Genomic DNA, 17722 nt, shown 5'->3' with positions numbered 1-17722 from the left:
CCGGCCGCCTACCCGGCTGACCGAGCCGAGGCCGGCGGCGAAGTCCCGGCCGACGGAGGCGCCCCACGCGCTGCTCGGGTACCGGATACGAAAGGCGAAGCCGGGGCGGAGAAGACTCCGCCCCGGCCCCGGACTCCAAAGAGCCCGCTTCAGCCCCGTATCAGGAGCCTGTCAGTGCCACTGCTGCGAGCTACCCCCGTTCCGCGTGTTGAAGTACGGCGTGCCGCCGGTGTTGCTGTCGAGCACCTGCCCGGACACCTTGTGCGTCAGGATCCAGCCGGTCCCGGTCCACATGGCGAACCAGTGTTGGTAGTCGTTGCCGCTGCCGCAGGGACTGGCGTACACCGAGGTGCCGTTGCCGTCCAGGCACTGGCCGGACGCCGAGTCCTGGAGTTCCCAGGATCCGTCGCTGTTCGGGATGATGATCCAGTTCTGGTATCCGCCGCCGTTGCACGCGCCGGTGTAGACCGACCCGTTGCTGCTGTCCAGGCAGTTGTCGACGGCCAGGTTGGCGAACGTCTCGACGTTGCCGTTCGTGCCGAACGCGGCCCCGGTGGGGGAGTCCAGTACGGCGTTGCCGTCGGTCTGCTCGACCAGCGCGTACGCGTTCGTGCCGGCGGTCGCGGAGGACCACAGGCCGACCCCGATCAGCATGCCGGTGCTGTTCATGAGCGGCATCCCGGGCCGGATGACCAGGTTGCCGTTGTTCTGCAGGTCCAGCGTGGCGCCGGGGTTGCCGGCGGTGTTGGAGGCCCAGATCGGCCGGCCGTCCTTCTTGTACAGCACCAGGTTCCCGTCCTTCTGCCACGTGAGCGTGGTGACCGGGCCGGCCCAGGAGATCGGCCCGGCCGAGGCCGGGTAGATGGTGTTGTCCATGAAGGTGCCTACCGCACCGGTGCCGTGGACGGCCGTCTGGCCGCCGACGGACACCCGGAGATAGCAGGAGGGCGCGGTGGCCGAGATGGTGCCGGCGGCGTCATGGGAACGGGCCGAGAACGCGTATTCGTGCCCGTTGACCAGTGTCGGCGCCGTCAGGCTGACGGCGGCGCCAGGGGCGGTGGCGCCCCCGGCGCCGCCGAAGTACAGCGGCGGCGCGAGGGTCGGATCCGTGACGTCCCGCATCTCGAAGTCGGCGTGCAGGCCCGGGTCGGCCAGCGTGGCGCCGAGCGCCGGGGTGGCGCTGGTGCTGGTCGCCGGATTCGCCGGGTCGGTGCCGCAGGCCGCGGCGGTGCCGTCGGAGCTGGTCAGCGCGGTCGGCGCGGCCAGCGCGTATACCGGCGCGGCCGGCGGCGTGAAGCCGGAGTTCCGGTAGAGCCACGACGCCAGATCGCCGTCGAAGGCCTGTTGGTACACCTGCACGTCGGCGATGCCGCCTCCGGTGTAGTTGTTCGCCGTGGCGTTGGACCAGCCGCGTCCGATGTCCAGCGGGCCGGTCGAGGCGACCGGTGTGGTGTCGCTTCCGGTGCCGACGAGCTGTCCGTTCACGTACAGCGCCATCGCCCCGGTGGTGGCGTCCCAGGTCCCGATCAGGTGCGTCCAGGTTTCCACCTGCGGCAGCCCGGCCGGGCTGTTCGCGCGCTGGACCACGGCGTTCGCGGTATCGGAGGCGGCTCGGGCGAAGGTCCAGTTGTCGCCCTGGCTGCCGTTGTTCTCGAACTCCAGATGGAAGCCCCCCGCCTGGTTGCCCTGTTGGGTGACAAAGGTCTGATAGCCGCTCGAACCGCTGAGGTCGACCCACGCCGACACCGTGAACGACTTGGTGGTGTCGATGGCCGCCGCGGCCGTGGCGGCGTGGCCGGTGGAGCCGTCGAGCATCATGTAGCCGCCGGCGTTGAAGGCGGCGCCGCCGTTCAAGGCCGCCGGATGCGCCGCGGACGTCCCGGTGTCGGCCGCCGTGGTGCCCGTCTGGTCGCTCAGCTTCCACACGCTGCTCGGACCGGTGGTGAGGCTCACCTGCTTCTCCAGCGTGCTGGACTCGCCCGCCGAGTCCGTCGCGGTGGCGGTGATGGTGTAGGTGCCCGGGGCCGTGTAGACGTGACTGGCAGTGGCCTGCGATCCGGTGGCCGGCGTGCTGCCGTCGCCGAAGTCGAAGGTGTAGCCGGAGATGGCGTCGGCGCCGCCGAGCGAGGCCGAGGCGTCAGTGGTCGTACTTACTCCCACCAGCGCGCTGGCCGGGAAGTTCACCGAGAGGTAGGGGTCGGTGTCAGCGGTCCAATTCAGGTTCAGGCTGTCGATGCCGGCCTCGTAGCCGCTGGCGGCCGGGTTCTTGCCGGGCACGGTGAACGTGAACTTGTGGGTGCCGGCGCTGAGCCTCGCTGTCCCGAAGCGGAACGCACCGGTCGTCACGCTCGGGTTGTAGCCGTCGAACGTGTTCGGTAGCGGTGCCTGGCCGTCGATGGACAGTTGGACGGTGCCGTAGTTCTGGGCTTTGGTCATCGCCGGGGCGACGACATACGTACCGGCGATCGGCACGTAGTAGTCGATGGTGAAGGTGGAACCGGCCGACGTGGCCGTAAACCACAGCTGCGCGTTGTCGGACCAGGTGACGCCGCAGCAGTTGTCCTGCACGACCGGCGCGATGGTGGCGCCGGGCTCGATCGGCAGGTTCTCCGCCTCGCCCTTGAGATCGCCGCCCGCGGTGCCGGGGAAGACCCACAGCTGGGCGTTGTTCCCGTTCGTGCACTTCCAGATCCAGAACTGCGTGCCGCTGTTGGTGGTGGAGTCCGGGTCATCGAGACAGAGCCCTGACTGCGGGTTGTACAGCGCTCCCTTTCCGCTCGGATCCAGTCGGATCTGCCACTTCTGGTTGCCGCCGTTGCCGGCGCTGGTGTCGCAGTCCCAGAGCTGGACCGGCGTGCCCTGGAAGGTGCCGTTGTCGGTGGTCGAGTCGGCCTTGATGTCCAGGCACTTGTTGTAGTCGCCGTTGGCGTCCGTCGAGCCCGTCCAGCGCACTGTGCCGTCGCTGGCGAAGGTCCACGCCTGGTTGACCGTGCCGTCGCAGTCGGACGTCGCGATCGGGTTGCCGTCGGCAGCGGAGCCGCCGGTGTCGTCCAGGCAGATCAGCGCGCCGGTCCGCGGGGTCAGGGTCAGCGGACCCGTCCCCGGGTTCAGCGGCGCGGTGTCGATAGTGGACAGGCCGTAGCTGCCGGCCCAGCCCGCCGAGGACACGGTCTGCATGCTGGTGCTCGGAATCGGGGCGCCGCCGGTGTTCGACGGCGACTGGATCAGGTTCAACTGCCCGTTGGGGGTCAGCGCCCACAGGTCGGGCAGTCCGTTGCCGCCCTGCTCGACGTTGCCGTTGGAGAACAGCGACGGGTAGGTGTCGGCGTTGAACTGTCCGGCTCCGCCGAGCTGCACGCGGGTGGCGAAGTCACCGAGGGCGGTGGGATCCTCGACCCCGCCGACCAGCCGGTTGGGGAACATGTAGAGCGTGCCGGAGGTGTTGTCGCGGACCCACAGGTCGGGCAGCCCGCTGGCGGCCTTGCCGTCGGCGCCGGCCGGGTGCCCGGCGGCGTTGCCCGGGGCCACGAGCGTGGTCTTGGCCCAGTTCCAGCCGGCCGGGCAGCGCGCCTGGCCCGGGATCACGATGCTGCACGAGGCGATCAGCCGCGGGGCGCGCACCTGCCCGATGCCCGCCGCGTCGAACAACCACAGGTTCGCCCCGCCGTCCCCGTCGTCCTCGACGGTGATCAGGCTGGTCTTCGCGGTCGTCGAGCCCGGCACGCCGCCGGCCTCGGGTCCGAGCGCGACGATCTGCTGGACCTTCGACCAGTCCCCGGCGTAGCTCGGCCCGCAGGCGGTGCAGACGGGTCGGTTGACCACCGAGTACTGGGTCTTCGTGAACGCGTCGACCGGGCTGTGCGTCGGGTTCGAGGTCGACATCAGGGTGTTCATGTAGTAGTACAGCTGCCCGTTTTTCCAGGCGAACAGATCGTCGTAGGGCTGTACCCGGTCCGCGCCGCGGTGCGTGATGAGCGAGCCGGCCCACGACACCCCGTCCGGGGCGTCCGTGGTCTTGGACGACTCCAGCCAGTTGCCGGCCCAGCCCTGCGTCACCGACTTGGAGGGGTCCATGTCGGTGGGGAACGTGACCAGGTGCGACGGGCTGCCCGCGGTCGAGGGGTCCATTGGCGCGATCGCCATGATGTCGGGGATCGAGTCGCCGACGACACTGCCCCACACGGTCGGCACGAACGTGGCGGGCACGAAGAAGTCGTACTCGCTGTTCCACGACATGTTGCCGGCCATGTCGAACGCCTTGACGAACAAGGAGTTCATGCCGGCGTGCGTGACGGCGCTGTTGATGCTCAGGTACATGTCGTTGGTGGAGGTGCCCTGCTCGCCGCACTCGATCGGCGCCGTGCAGTTGTTGGGACCGGCCAACGAGGAGTCGCCGTTGACCACGTAGTCGAAGTACCAGATCTTCGGCGCGTTGGCGTGGGTGAGGGTCGACGCGATGTGGAAGGCGTTGGTCACCGCGGTCCCGGCGGGGGCCGTGGCCTGCTGGCCGATGGCGCTCGGCGGGAAGTACGCCGCGCCGGAGGAATCGGTGCCGGAGGTGATGGTCGGTTGGGATGGCGGCGAGAAGGCCGCGGTGTAGGAGGGATTGAAGCTCGCGGTCGCCACCAGCCCGGACCACGTGTCCTCGGCCTGCGCGGCGATGGCGTAACTGGTGCCGTCGGTGAACCAGGAAGCTGGTATCGCCGCGGTGACGTTCACCGCGATACCCGGCTGCGCGTTGGACCCGACGTTCTGGGTGACGGTGCCCGGCCAGCCCGGGGAACTGAAGGTCACCTGGAGCGTGCGGCCGGTGTCGGCGTCGGCGACCGTGGTGTGGACCAGGTAGCTCGGGCTGGCCCCCGGGAGCTTGGGGAGGTAGCCGTTCGTGCTGTCCATCTGGGTCGCGCCGATGGTCGGCGGCATGTTGTAGTTGACGTTGATCGTCGGGTCGTAGGCGCCGTTGTTCTGGACGTAGAAGGCCTCGAAATTGCCTGAGGCCTCGTTCGTCGTGCGAAGGCCGAACGTGATGTCCGGATTGCGCGCCCCCACCCCGATCCGCACCTGGGAGGTGACGTTGAACTCGACGTGCTGGTTGTTACCGCCGAGGCAGGCACCCGTTCCGATCCGTGTGCCCTGCCAGAAGCCGTCGACGGTGGCGGTGTTGTACCACGTCGGGTACGGATATCCGGTTTGGCCGTCCACCGGATCGGCCGTCCAGAGGTCGGTGCCGACGCAGTTCGGACCCGGGTCCTGCTCGTAGATGTCGACGCTGGCGCTGTTGATGTTGTCGCCATCGCTCCCGTAGTGGGCGATCTCGAATTCCAACATCGAGCGCACCGGGCCGGCGCAGGCGCCTCCCGGGTAGTAGCCCGCCCGGATGACGTTCTGATTGGTGCCGCCGCCGGGGTAGGTGATGCTCTGGGAGGAGTTGATGCCGATGAACGCCGTTTGCCGCCAGGCCGGACAGGACCAGAGCTCGGCCCAGTACCCCGGTTCGTAGCCTTCGGCCGGGTCGATGAAGACCGGGTACTTGGTGGCAGCGCCGGTCAGCAACTGCTGGTCCGGGGTGAGCTCGACACCGCCGGGCACGGCCTTGGTGGGCAGTGCGGTGTAGTGAGCCGGAAGCGGCGCGGCCGGTGCCGCCGCCGCGGCCGTGCCGGCGGCCGTGGCCGGAGCCGAGTCCCAGGCCGCCGCCGGCGGACCGCTGAACACTCGGTTCCCGGCGGCGTCGGTGACCTTCACACCGTCCGCGGTGTCGGCGCTCACCGTGAGCCCGGGCCCTGACATACCAAGCCGGATGGTCTTCAGCGCCGGGTTCGCCGCCGCCTCGGCGTCGTGGACGACGAGCACTTCGGAGTACGTGGACGCACCGGCGGTCAGGACGAGGTCCACGCCGGGGAACACGTTCGGATAGGTTGCCGCCGTCCCACTGAGCGTGGGCTTGGGCAGATCGGTCGGCCAGGTGACCGTCAGGACGTGGCCCGATCGGTCGTCGAGCCGGATCATCGGCGCGGTGCCGCCGCCGGAGAACGTGATGCCGAGGGTCGTCGCCCGGGTCTGGACCGAGCCGTCGGCGGCGAGCGTCAGGGTCGCGTCGATCGGCGTCCAGGCCCCGTTGAGTCTGACCCGCTCCGGGTTCAGCGAGGTGGCGGCGCTGAAGGAGCCGTCCGGGTTGGCGCTGACCAGTGTGGTCTCGGTGGTGTCCGCGTCCACCGGCACCGCCTTGCCGGTGCTCTTCGCCTTGGCCCGCGCCGCGGCCTCGGACTGGAACTTGTCTTGCTCGGCCTGCTGCTCCGGGCTGGGCTTCGGCGGCGTCCACGCCGGTGCCGCGGGCAGCGCCGGCGTCGTCGGTCGGCCGGGATTCGCCGCCTTGCCGCCGGTCGCCGGCTTCGTCTGGGACGTGGTCGGCGTGGGCGACGGTGTGGGTTTCGGCGGGGACGGCGGCTTCGGGGTCGCCGTCGCCGTTGCCAGCGCCGTGTGCCCACCGGTGCCGGTGCCGGCGGCTGCGTCGGCGGTGGCGGTCGGTGCTGCCAGAGTCGACAGCGCCAGCAGCGCCACCGCTCCCGGTCTGAGCCAGGACGCGCGCGTTCCGGCCCTTGTTCGCTTCAAACCCCTCATGGGGTTCCTCTCGGTCGTGGGCTGGGGCAGAGCGCTCAGATGTTATGTAAGAGTCCTCACTCCAAGCGAGAGGCCGGACCGCTTTCCGTACACTTCCGGACAGGCCAGGGCCTTGTCCGCGATTGCCCGGCCGAAGTACGGTCCCCGCGAATACCACGGTCTAAGGGTTCTGAAATGCCACGGTGACGAGGCCGGATCGTCCGCGGACGGTCGGTGGGGTGGGGGCGGTGTTCTCGATGGTGAGGTACTCGACGTCGTCGGCTCAGGGGCGGCGGTTCCGGCGGCGCGGACGATGGCATCGGCCCGTGGCGTTGATCGCCACGCTGCTCATGGCGGCCGCGTGGAGTGGGCCGGCGCAGCAGGCGGCGGCTCGTACGCCCGCGACGAAGGTGTGGCATCCGCGGCCGGTGCCGCCGGAGCATTCGGTTCCCGGCAAGAAGGCCAAGGGCACCGCCGCTCCCACTCCCGCTCCGGTGCCGTTCCACCTGATGGCGCAAACAGTCTGGCCGAAGGCCGCGTCGGCCGACGTCGATCTGGGCGCGGCGGCGGCGAACCCGACCGCTGCGGCCACGGTGGCCACCCCGGCCGGCCGCCGGCCGGCGGTGCCGGTGCCGGGTACGCCGGTGAGCATCACGGTGCCGGCCGCCGACGGCTTTGTCAGTGCTCTGTCAGGCGGCGCGCCGCGCGGGGGCTCGACGCCTTGGGCGCCGCCGCTGTCGAAAGTGCGCGTGACGGTCGCCGATCACGCGATGAGCGTCAAGGCCGGGGTGAGCGGGGTGCTGGTGGGGGTGAGTCGGGCCGACACCGCGACCACGGCGGCCTCGGTGGGTGTCGCGGTCGATTACTCAGGCTTCGCCAACGCTTATGGCGGCGACTACGCCGGCCGCCTGACCCTGGTCCAGCTTCCGGCGTGTGCTCTGACGACGCCGCAGGTGGCGGCGTGTCAGAAGGGGACGGCGCTGGCGGCCGCCAACGACCGCGCCGCCAACCGGATCACCGCGAACGTCACCGTGCCCGGGGCCGGCGGATCGACAGCGGCCGCGGGCACGGACACCCCGGCTGGCAGGACCGCCGCCGCCTCGCAGGTGGTCCTGGCGGTGACCGCGGCGTCGAACGGCCCCACCGGTACCTTCTCGGTCTCGACCCTGAAGTCCTCGGACACCTGGTCGGTCAGCAACGCCGGCTCCTTCGACACCAGCGAGCAGATCACGATGCCGCCGACACTGGGCGGCACGGCCCCGAGCGTCAGCCTGGGGTACGACTCGTCGTCGGTGGACGGCCGGACCACCGCTGAGAACGGTCAGGCTTCGGGGATCGGCGATGGCTGGGATTACGACCCCGGCTTCATCGAGCGGTCCTACCAGCCGTGTTCGAAGGCTGATCCGACCCATTGGGGCGGCGTCGGCGACGCCTGCATGCCGTCCGTGCCGAACGCCACGATCTCGCTGCCCGGCCATACCGGCGAACTGGTACGCGATGACGCCACCGGTGCGTGGCGGATCTCCGGGGACGACGGCTCGCACGTCGAGCTGTTGAACGGCGCGGCCAACGGAGCCAGCAATCCGAAGGCGTCGGGGGAGTACTGGCGGGTCACGACCACCGACGGAACCCGGTACTACTTCGGCGCGAACCGGATCCCCGCCGTCGGTGAGGGCGGCACCGGGGCGGACGCTGCGACGTACTCGGCGTGGACCGAGCCGGTCTTCGGGACCGGTGAGGCGACGTGCAACGACCCGACGTCGGCCGCCGCGATCAACTGCATGGCGGTGTGGCGGTGGAATCTGGACTTCGTGATCGACCCGCACAACAACGTGACCCGCTACGACTACCAGCGGGAAGGCAACTGGTACAAGAACGCTGTCACGGGCGCGCACGATTTCTATACCCGCGGCGGGTTCCTGACCGATATCGACTACGGGTTCCAGGTCTCGGACATGTCGGCTGATGCGATTCCGGCGGCGCAGGTGGTTTTCGGGGTCAAGCCGCGCTGCCTGCCGGGCGACCTGAACGTCAACGTCTCCTACCGGGCGATGTGCCAGGCGCTGTCGGTGACGCCGGATCCGGACCACCCCGGCTTCTCGCTGTCCGGATTCGACTCCTCCAATTCCCCGGCGTTCGAGGACACCCCGTCCGACCAGTCGTGCACCGGTACCGACAGCCCGAACGCCTGTCTGATCTACAGCCCCACGTTCTGGTCCTCGACCCGGCTGGACACGATTTCTACTGGCGTCGCCTACACCCCCGGCAGCAATCCGCCGATACCGGCCGGGACCGGCGTCCACGCGGGCTTCTTGCCGGTGGACGAGTACACGCTGCATCAGTCGTATCCGACGGATACCTCCGCGCGGACGCTCTGGCTGGATTCGGTCAGCCACACCGGTTTCACCGGCGGAGTCGCCACCTCCGTGCCGGATGTGCAGTATCAGGGCACGCCGATGGCCAACCGGGCTCCGGCGGCCGGGGCCGGCGCGGTGCAGTATCTGCGGCGCCGGTTGACCGTCATCACCGACGAGTTGCACGGCACGACGAACGTCACCTACGACTACGACCCGCAGAACCAGGGTTTTCGGCAGGATCCCTGCTCCACGACCGCTCCGGCAGTGGACAAGAACTCGACGCTGTGTTTCCCGGTCTATTGGGTACCGCCCACCGGCGGCACCAGCCAGCAGCCGGTGCTGGACTGGTTCAGCAAGTACGTGGTGCTGCGCGTCATGAAGTCCGACGGCACCGGTCTGGCCGGGCAGAACGGATCCGCATCCGCCCAGGAGACGGATTATCAATACCCGGATGCTCCGGCCTGGCACTCCGACGACAGCGAGCTCGCCGATCCGGACTATCGGACGTTCGACCAGTTCCGAGGTTTCGTGCACATCGCCACCATCGGCGGCGGCCAGATCGATCCGACCAGCAAGACGGTCGACAGTGTCCTGAACTCCAAGTCTGTCGCGACCTATTTCCGGGGCATGGATCAGGACCCGGACCTGGCCTGCCAGAAGCTGCACGGCTCCCATCCGACCGCCACGTGCAGCCCGGCGGACGAGCCCTCGGTGAGTATCGACGGGATCGTCGACGACAACGCTTTGGCCGGAAGCCAGGTTGAGAACCTGGTCTATGAAAGTGCCGCTCCGCTGGCTCAGGTCTACACCGACACCATCACCGCGCAGATCGCAGACGGCCCCAACGGCGGCGCGACCGCACAACACCTGCGCTCGGGCGGTCTGCCCCGGCAACGCGCCCGGTTCGTGCACACCGCCTCGCAGGTGACCTTGCAGAAGGTCGCGGCCGGGACGCGGCGCTCGGAGATCGACTACACCTACGACGACCGGCTTCCGGACTTCACCGGCAACGGGGTCGCCCAGGGCAACGGCCGTCTGGTCGCCACCTACGACCTCGGCGACGGCACCGTCCCGAAGATCTGCACGACGACGCTGTACGCCGGCTACCCCGGTATGGCCGCGACGGCGGAATGGACTGCCTACCCGTGGAAGGTCCTGACGTCGGTCCAGCCGACGGCGAACTGCACCGGGAGCGATCCGCCCGCGGCGCCGTTGCCGGACCAGATCGACCAGGGGTTCGAGCAGACCACCTACGACGGCGACCCGGCCGGTCAGCTCGGCAGCCCCACCAGCGTCGGCAACGTCACGATGGTCCAGGACGCCTCCGACGCCTCCGGCGCGACCGTCATCAAGTCGCAGACCCCCGCTTCGGACTTCGACCGCTACGGCCGTGCGCTTTCGACCGCCGACGCGCTGGGGCACAAGACCAGCACGGTGTTCACGCCGTCCGGCGGCGTCCTGCCGACCGGCGCCGCGGTCACCAACCCGGCGGGCTGGGTCTCCCGCACCGCCCTGGATCAGACGCGTGGCCTGACACTGACCTCCACCGATGTCAACGGGCAGGTCACCACGGCCGCTTATGACGGTCTGGGCCGCACGACGGCGGTGTGGAACCCGGGCCGTGCCACCACGGCCGGCCCCTCGCAGCGGTTCACCTACACGATCGCGCCCGTGGTCGGGGGCATCGCCGCGGCGAGCTCAATAGAGACCGAAACGCTGTTGGACGATAACACCTACGGGGTCTCGTATCAGATCATCGACGGCCTGGGCCGAGTGGAGCAGACGCAGGCCACGCCGACGGACATGTCCAACGGCCTGGTCGCCACCGACTCCGTGTACGACTTCGCCGGGCGGATGCGGGAGTCGACGGCCGCGCACTACGACGCGACCAACAATCCGTCGGGCTCCTGGCTGTCCTATGCCTACACGTCGCTGGACTCCGTCACCACCAACGTCTTCGACGCGTTGGGCCGGACGGTGAACACCGAACTGTCCAAGGGCGGCCTCAACCTGTGGGCCACCGACACGACCTACTACGGCGCCGACCGCATCGACGTCCTACCGCCCGCGGGCGGTACGGCCACCAGCACGTTCACCGACGTCCGGGGCCGCACGACCGCCGTGTGGCAGTACCACGAGAACCCGCCGGCCGCGCCGGGAACCGCCTCCGACGCCGATATCAGCACCCATACCTACACGCCGATCGCCGGCGGCGCGACCGCCACGGTCACCGACGCTTCGGGCAACCAGTGGACCACCACGACCGACCTGCTCGGCCAGACCGTGTCGCAGTCCGATCCGAACAACGGCGTCACCCTCAGCCACTACGACTCGGCGGGGCGGCTGACCGGCACCCATGACGGTCGTGGTCAGGACCTGTCGTTCACGTACGACTCGCTGGACCGCAAGACCGACACCTACTCCGGTACCGACCCGACCAACAACGCCGACCTGCTCTCCGAGACCGTGTACGACCAGTCGCACTTCCAGAACGCGGCGGGCGCTGTCGGCGCCGTCGTCCTGGGCCAGGCCACGACCTCGACCCGCTACATCGGCGGCCGGAGCGGCACCGCCTACACCGAGAGCACGCCGTACTACAACTTCCGGTATCAGCCGCTCAGCAGCCAGGTGACGATTCCGAACTCCGGACCCGACGCGGGCCTGGCCGGGACTTACACCACCAACAGCTACTACACCTCGGTGGCGGGGTTCCTGGCTCAGGAAGACCTGCCGGCCGTGCCCAACGCCGCCGGGATGGCCGATGAGATGGTGTACTACTCCTACCGGCCCAACGGCCTGCTCCTGACGGCGGCCGGCAACTCCAACTATCTGGTGGAGACCCAGTACACGGCGTTCGGGGAAGTCAAGTCCCGTACTTTGGGCGACTACCCGTACCAGGTGTCGCAACAGACCACCTACGACGCGACCACCCGCCGTGCCACCGGGGTGGACATCGACTCCTCGGCCGGCGTGAACCCCACGACCAACCTGGTCAACGAGTTTGGCGTCGACTGGTCCACCGTCACCTACGACCCCGCCGGCCAGATCACCTCGGACAGCAGCCAGCAGGGCCTGGGCGCTCCCCCCGTGGTCGACACCCAGTGCTACAGCTACGACTTCGCCGGCCGTCTGAAGGAGGCCTGGACCGACGAAGGCGGCTCGACGCCCGATGCCAGCATGCTGATCGACGGCGGCAAGCTCGGTGCCGGTCCGATTCCCGGCGGCGCCGGACGGTGCGTCAATACCAAGCCGTCGATAGGGAACATCACCTCGCCGATCGGCGCCAACACGCCCAACGGCCCGAGCCCGGCGCCGTACTGGCAGACGTTCACCGGCAACACGCCCGGCAGCGCCACCGACCCGATGGGCAACCGGGTCACCGTCACCGACCACTCCATGACCGGCGGCGCCGACACGGTCCACACCTACGAACCGAGCGCCCAGCCCGGCACCGGCAACACCGGCACCGCCGCCGCCGGCAGCGGCACCGGCCCGGCGCTGATCGGTCAGGTCAGCACCACCGGCGGGGCGAGCGCCACCGACACCTACGGCTACGACGGTGCCGGCAACACCACCAGCCGCACCGTCGCCTCCGGATCCACCCCCGTCAACGAAACGCTGAGCTGGGATCCGGAAGGCCACCTGTCCACCGTCACCGACAACACCACCAAGCAACAAGTCGCGGCCTATGTCTACGACGCCGCCGGCAACGAGCTCATCCGCCGCGACCCCACGACCACCACCTTGTACCTCGGCGCCACCGAGATCCACCTGACCACGTCGGGAACCGCCGCGGGAACCACGACCGCCGAGCGCTACTTCGCGTTCCCCAACGCACCCGTCATCATCGTCGGCTCCGACGGATCCATCACCGACGAAGCCACCACCGCCCAAGGCACCGGGACGGTCACCGTCCAGGAGACGCCGGGCACGCAGAATCAGGGCCAGATCATCGCCCGCCGCTACAGCAAGCCCTTCGGCGAAACCCGCGGGGCACCGGTGACGCAGAGTACCTCGCCGGCCTGGCCCGACGACCACACCTTCCTCGGCAAGAGCACCGACACCGGCACCAGCCTGGTCGACGTGGGTGCCCGCAAATACGACCCGAGCACCGGGCGGTTCATTTCGGGCGATCCCGTATTCCAGCCGAACAGCCCGCAGACCATAGGCGGGTACGCCTACGCGGGCAACGATCCCGTCAACGGCAGTGACCCCACCGGACTCGATCCCCACACCTGCGCACCGGGCTACCATCACGACAGCAGCAGCGGATCGATGGAGTGTGTCCCGGATTCCAGCGGCGGCACGACGACCACCCCGGGTGGAGATCCCACCCCGCACGCGCAATGCCCGTCGGGCCTTCGATGGAACGGCCACAGCTGCGTCCCCACTGGTGGTGGAACCTCCAGTGACACGGACGCGGGTGCCGGAGCCTCGGGCGGTGGCGGTGGCGGTGGCGAATGCGGGAGAACGGGAGACCAGACCACTTACACGATCGCCGGAAACACGGTGACAAAGTGCGACCATTCTACCGGGGACACCAGCGTCGGTACCGAACAGGATGTGGAATCGACCATGAGAGATGGCTGTGTTCCCAGCGACGAGGGGCTGATATCAAGCAGTTGCACCGGAGAAGTGACGCCACTCGGTTCGGCGGACACGAAGTGGTGTGACATGTCGGGGATCTGCACCGAGCGCACCGTCGTCTGTGACGACAACGGATGCACTGTGAACATCGCCAGCGTGAGAATGGTACCGGTCGGCGACTCGAATCCGGAATTCAACGTACAAAGCTCGCACATGTCCGCGCAGCAGGTATTCAAGATACTCCGGCCGAGCGAGCCCTCGGGGCCGGTGGTCGCCTGCATCGAAGGCGCGACGGTCGGCTTCGGCACGGCCGGCGGCTACAAATGGATCGCGTCCAAATACCAGGAGCTCAAACCGTTCGAGGCCGGAGCCGAGGGGGTGGAGATCTTCAGCAAGGACACCTTTATCGTCCCTGCCATGGAATGTGTGACACTCGCGATAATTCACCACTAGCAGGCCGTCGCGATCGCCGGCCGGGTACTCCCATTCCCGGCCGGCGTCGCGGTGCGAACCGCTTCCCCATCGGCGACTGGAAGGTGGCACATGGCCAGACGTTGGTTGAACAGCTTCGTCCAGTACCTCATCCCGACGCTTGTGGTTCTCCTGCTTTTCCGCGAACCCGCTGCGAACCGCTGGGCGTTGCGCGAACTGGGAATCGACGTCCTGATCGCGGTGGGCGTCGCGTTCGGCACGACTGTGTTGGTGGAGGCGATATCGGCTGGTGTCGGCCGCGTGCGCGGCCGCTGAAGGGGGCTCCGGAGAGCCGGCAGTCCCCGTGACGGTCGCGTCATCGAGCGTCGATCGCCCGTCAACACGCGCTTCCTAGATTCGTCATCGCTGGTCACGACGATGGGGAGGCATTGGTGGAGGGCGTCCGGGTAGGGGTGGTCGCGGCCGACGGGATCACTCGGTCGGGCGCCGAAGCGTTGCTGTGGGCGCAGCCCGGCATCAGCGTGGTGCCGCCCGGCGGCGATGGCGCGGCTTCGGTGGCGGTTCTGTTGTTGGTCGCCGACGTGTTCGACGAGTCCGTGGTGTCCTTGGCCCGGGGCGCGTTGTCGGGGGTGCCGAAGGGGCGGGCCGGGATCGTCGCGGTCGTGGGGCGGATGGCCCCCGGGGCGCTGCCTTCGCTGGTGGATCTCGGGGTCGGGGCACTGCTCTGGCGGCGCCAGGCGACCGGCGAGTCGGTCGCCAGGGCGGTGCGGGCGGTCGATCGCGGGGCCGGTGCGCTGATGCCGCCGGAAGTGGTGCGCGATCTGCTCGACTACATCAATACCCTGCGCAATGGTGGGCCGCCGGGGCGCGGCGCGGCGGTGGATCGGCCGGTGTGCCAGCCCGCTCTCTCGGCGCGGGAGGCGGACGTGCTGCGGCTGCTCGCTGACGGCTTAGACACCGCGCAGGCCGCGACCGCGCTGGCCTATTCGGACCGGACGATCAAGAACATCCTGCACGAGCTGACGATCCGGATGCGGCTGCGCAACCGGACGCACGCGGTGGCCTACGCGCTGCGCGAAGGGCTGATCTGAGATGCCGGGATCACAGAGCGCTGCCACAGATCCCGCCAGCGTGCCCGACGGGATACCGGTGGCGATCCACACCGCCGACCCGATCACCCGGGCCGGCGTCATCGAACTGCTGCGGGCCGTCCCGTGCGCCGCTCTGGTCGACCGGGTCGCGCCCGGTGTGGTGGTGCTGATCGCGGTCGGTGACGCCGACGAGGGTGTGCTCGTCGGCGTCGACGGCCTGGTCCCCGGGGCGGTTCCGGTGGTGCTCGCGACCGGCCGCGTCCGGCCGGGGCTGCGCACCGCTGCCGCCCGGCGCGGGGTGGCGGTGGCCGGCGGGGCCGGCGCGGACTTCGACGACCTCGCCCGTGAGCTCCGCGAGATCATCGAACGCGGACCGGTCCCGCCGGCCGCCGGGAGCGGACGCTTGGCCCCGCGCGAGGCCGCGGTTCTGCGGCTTCTCGCGGAGGGGCTGAGCACGGCCGAGGTCGCCGTCCGGCTCGCCTACTCCGAACGCACCGTGAAGAACATCGTTTACGACCTCACCGTCCGTCTCGACGTCCGCAACCGGACGCACGCCGTCGCCCTCGCGATCCGCGAAGGCCTCATCTGAGGCTCGCAGCGGCGGGAAGTTCGGGCAACCGCCCGGCTCCAACCGTGCCCATAAGGCTCCTGACACATCGGGTGCCGCACCTCCAGGATGGTCGTCCGACCGAAGCAGTGAAAGGACCGATTGATGTCGACACCGGCCGTCAACCCGGGCGTCTCCGCCGTCAACAGCGCGGCGATGGCCCACGCCGTGACGGAGGTCGCGAACGCCGCGGCGTCCGCGGAGTCCATCCGCGGCACTCTCCAGAACCAGATGAACGAGCTCGCCCCGTCATGGCGCAGTGATGCCGCGAACGTGTTCATGACCGCGATGGGTCAGTGGGACACCGAGTTCGCCACCGTCCTGTCCGCTCTGCGCGAGATCGAGGAGACGCTCGCGGCGACGTTGAAGCGCTACAACGTCAACGTCTCCGTCACCACCGACACCGTCGGCGGGTTCGCCGCGCAGCTCAACGGCTGAGCCGCGCTGAGCGGCACCGACCGGTACTGACCGGCACTGACCGGCACCGACCACCGACCCCCCCACCCACCGAAAGATACGGAGAACCCTGACATGAGCGGCGACGGCTCGGTCTACGTCAACTTCCACGGCATGGAGCAGGCCGCGACGGACATGGAGCAGGCGCTGGCGAAGCTGCGCGCCTCCATCGAGTCCCTGAACACCAACGTCGGCGGCTCGCTGGCGGACTGGGAGGGCAACGCGCGCACCGCCTATCAGGTGGCGCAGGCCAAGTGGGACACCGCGGTGAACCGGATGCACGACATCCTCGGCAACGCCATCACCACACTGCAGAACATCACGAACGACCACAAGCTCACCGAGCACGCCAACACCATGCACTGGGAGAACCTGACCGCGTAGATGGCTGACACGCCGCCCGCCGTGCCGGGCTACAACGAGCTCACGGTGCCACCGGAGCAGACGTTCAAGGATGTCGCGGACTACCTCGACGACCTGAACGGCGTGCTGGACAAGATGGTCGCCGATTTGAAGGACGCGAAGTACGAGCCGAAGGTCGGCGACTTCAGCGAGGCCACGGACCTGGTCAAGGCCTACGGGAGCGAACGCGACACGTTCGTGAAGAACATCCAGGCCGTCCACGGCCAGTTCGACGCGCTGCGCAAGGCGACGCTGAAGATCGGCCAGAACTACAAGACCCTCGCCGAGGCCGACTCGGCCAAGGCCGACGACATCACGAAGGGGCTCACCGACAACAGCGCCCTGATTCCGAAGGACGCCGGCAAGACGCCGGTTTGGTGAGATGAGAGAAGGATTCCCGGGGCATGGCTGACAATCCCGCGTACGCGAAGTACAGCTACCAGGACGTGCGCGACCGGCTGCAGAGCATCGACCTCGGCTCCGTGGCCACCGCGCAGAACCTGTGGGACGCGGTGTTCCAGGGGTTCACCAACCTCGCCACCGATCTGCGCAAGCAGCGCGACCAGCTCAAGGCCGTGTGGACTGGGCCCGGGGCCGACACGTACGGGCAGCAGTTGGAGAACCTCGCGACCGAGCTGGACAACGTCGCCAAGCAGGCGAAGGACCCGACCTACCGCAGCTTCTGGCAGTCCTTCGCCACGGTGAAGGACGTGGTCCAGACGGCGCTGACCGCCTACAACGGGAAGTTCAAGGAGGTCCCGAGCAAGCTTCCGGCACACCTGTCGAAGATCGAGGCGAGCAACTACCAGGACGGCGGCGGCGGACCGGACGAGTACAAGTTCGGCGGCGACGACGCCGCGGTGCGCGCGATCTTCAACAAGCTGGCGCGGGACTACCGGGATATCAAGGACGGGCTGCCGAACCCGCCGGCTCCCGCTCAGGGTCCGGCCGGGCCACAGGACGCGAAGCCGTCCGGCTCGGTCAGGGCCGACAGCGAGGGTCATTTCGGCGCGAGCCCCGGACAGTTGCCGATCACCCCGGCCGACGCGTTCGGCAAGCTGCCGGACGGGGCCGATCCGCTCGGTGCCGGGATCGACCCGCGCAGCCTGCCGATCAGCCCGGTCGGGCCGATGGGCGGGGTGGACGTGCCGGGCGGTCCCGGGGTGGACGAGGTGGTCGGCGAGGGTCCCGAC

8 protein-coding genes and 1 pseudogene are annotated in these 17722 nt (G+C 69.1%); 8 read left to right on the top strand and 1 reads right to left on the bottom strand.

Going from position 1 to position 17722, the window contains the following annotated elements:
* Positions 1-171: 171 nt before the first annotated feature.
* The gene (locus tag KGQ19_RS50785) at positions 172-6558 is read right to left on the bottom strand and encodes a ricin-type beta-trefoil lectin domain protein (protein ID WP_212006920.1); all 6387 of its coding nucleotides are present in this window, start codon (positions 6556-6558) and stop codon (positions 172-174) included.
* Between the two features lie 365 nt (positions 6559-6923).
* On the opposite strand from KGQ19_RS50785, the gene KGQ19_RS00040 reads away from it, so the two are divergent.
* The 8 genes and pseudogenes from KGQ19_RS00040 to KGQ19_RS00005 form a co-directional block, all read left to right on the top strand.
* Positions 6924-13994 carry an RHS repeat domain-containing protein gene (locus tag KGQ19_RS00040; protein ID WP_212006919.1) on the top strand — a complete coding sequence of 2357 codons (7071 nt, stop codon included), beginning with the start codon at positions 6924-6926 and terminating at the stop codon, positions 13992-13994.
* A 90-nt stretch (positions 13995-14084) separates the two neighbouring features.
* Positions 14085-14288: a hypothetical protein gene (locus KGQ19_RS00035; RefSeq protein ID WP_212006918.1), complete on the top strand. Its 204-nt coding sequence runs from the start codon at positions 14085-14087 to the stop codon at positions 14286-14288.
* 116 nt (positions 14289-14404) lie between these two features.
* Positions 14405-15064 (top strand): helix-turn-helix transcriptional regulator, encoded by a 660-nt coding sequence (locus KGQ19_RS51600; RefSeq protein ID WP_212006917.1) that lies wholly within the window; start codon positions 14405-14407, stop codon positions 15062-15064.
* Between the two features lie 40 nt (positions 15065-15104).
* Complete coding sequence (locus tag KGQ19_RS00025; protein WP_212006916.1) at positions 15105-15653, top strand: helix-turn-helix transcriptional regulator; 549 nt, start codon at positions 15105-15107, stop codon at positions 15651-15653.
* 123 nt (positions 15654-15776) lie between these two features.
* On the top strand, positions 15777-16109 hold the full coding sequence (locus tag KGQ19_RS00020) for a WXG100 family type VII secretion target (RefSeq protein ID WP_212006915.1): 333 nt from the start codon (positions 15777-15779) through the stop codon (positions 16107-16109).
* Positions 16110-16202: 93 nt separating this feature from the next.
* Positions 16203-16511: a WXG100 family type VII secretion target gene (locus tag KGQ19_RS00015; protein ID WP_212006914.1), complete on the top strand. Its 309-nt coding sequence runs from the start codon at positions 16203-16205 to the stop codon at positions 16509-16511.
* Positions 16512-16910: a hypothetical protein gene (locus KGQ19_RS00010; protein ID WP_212006913.1), complete on the top strand. Its 399-nt coding sequence runs from the start codon at positions 16512-16514 to the stop codon at positions 16908-16910.
* A gap of 23 nt (positions 16911-16933) precedes the next feature.
* Positions 16934-17722: pseudogene (locus KGQ19_RS00005) on the top strand (hypothetical protein); the annotation flags it as partial.

This window comes from Catenulispora pinistramenti (genome assembly GCF_018274385.1).
Classification (GTDB): Bacteria; Actinomycetota; Actinomycetes; order Streptomycetales; family Catenulisporaceae; genus Catenulispora; species Catenulispora pinistramenti.
This window is presented reverse-complemented; position numbering and strand designations above follow the sequence as displayed.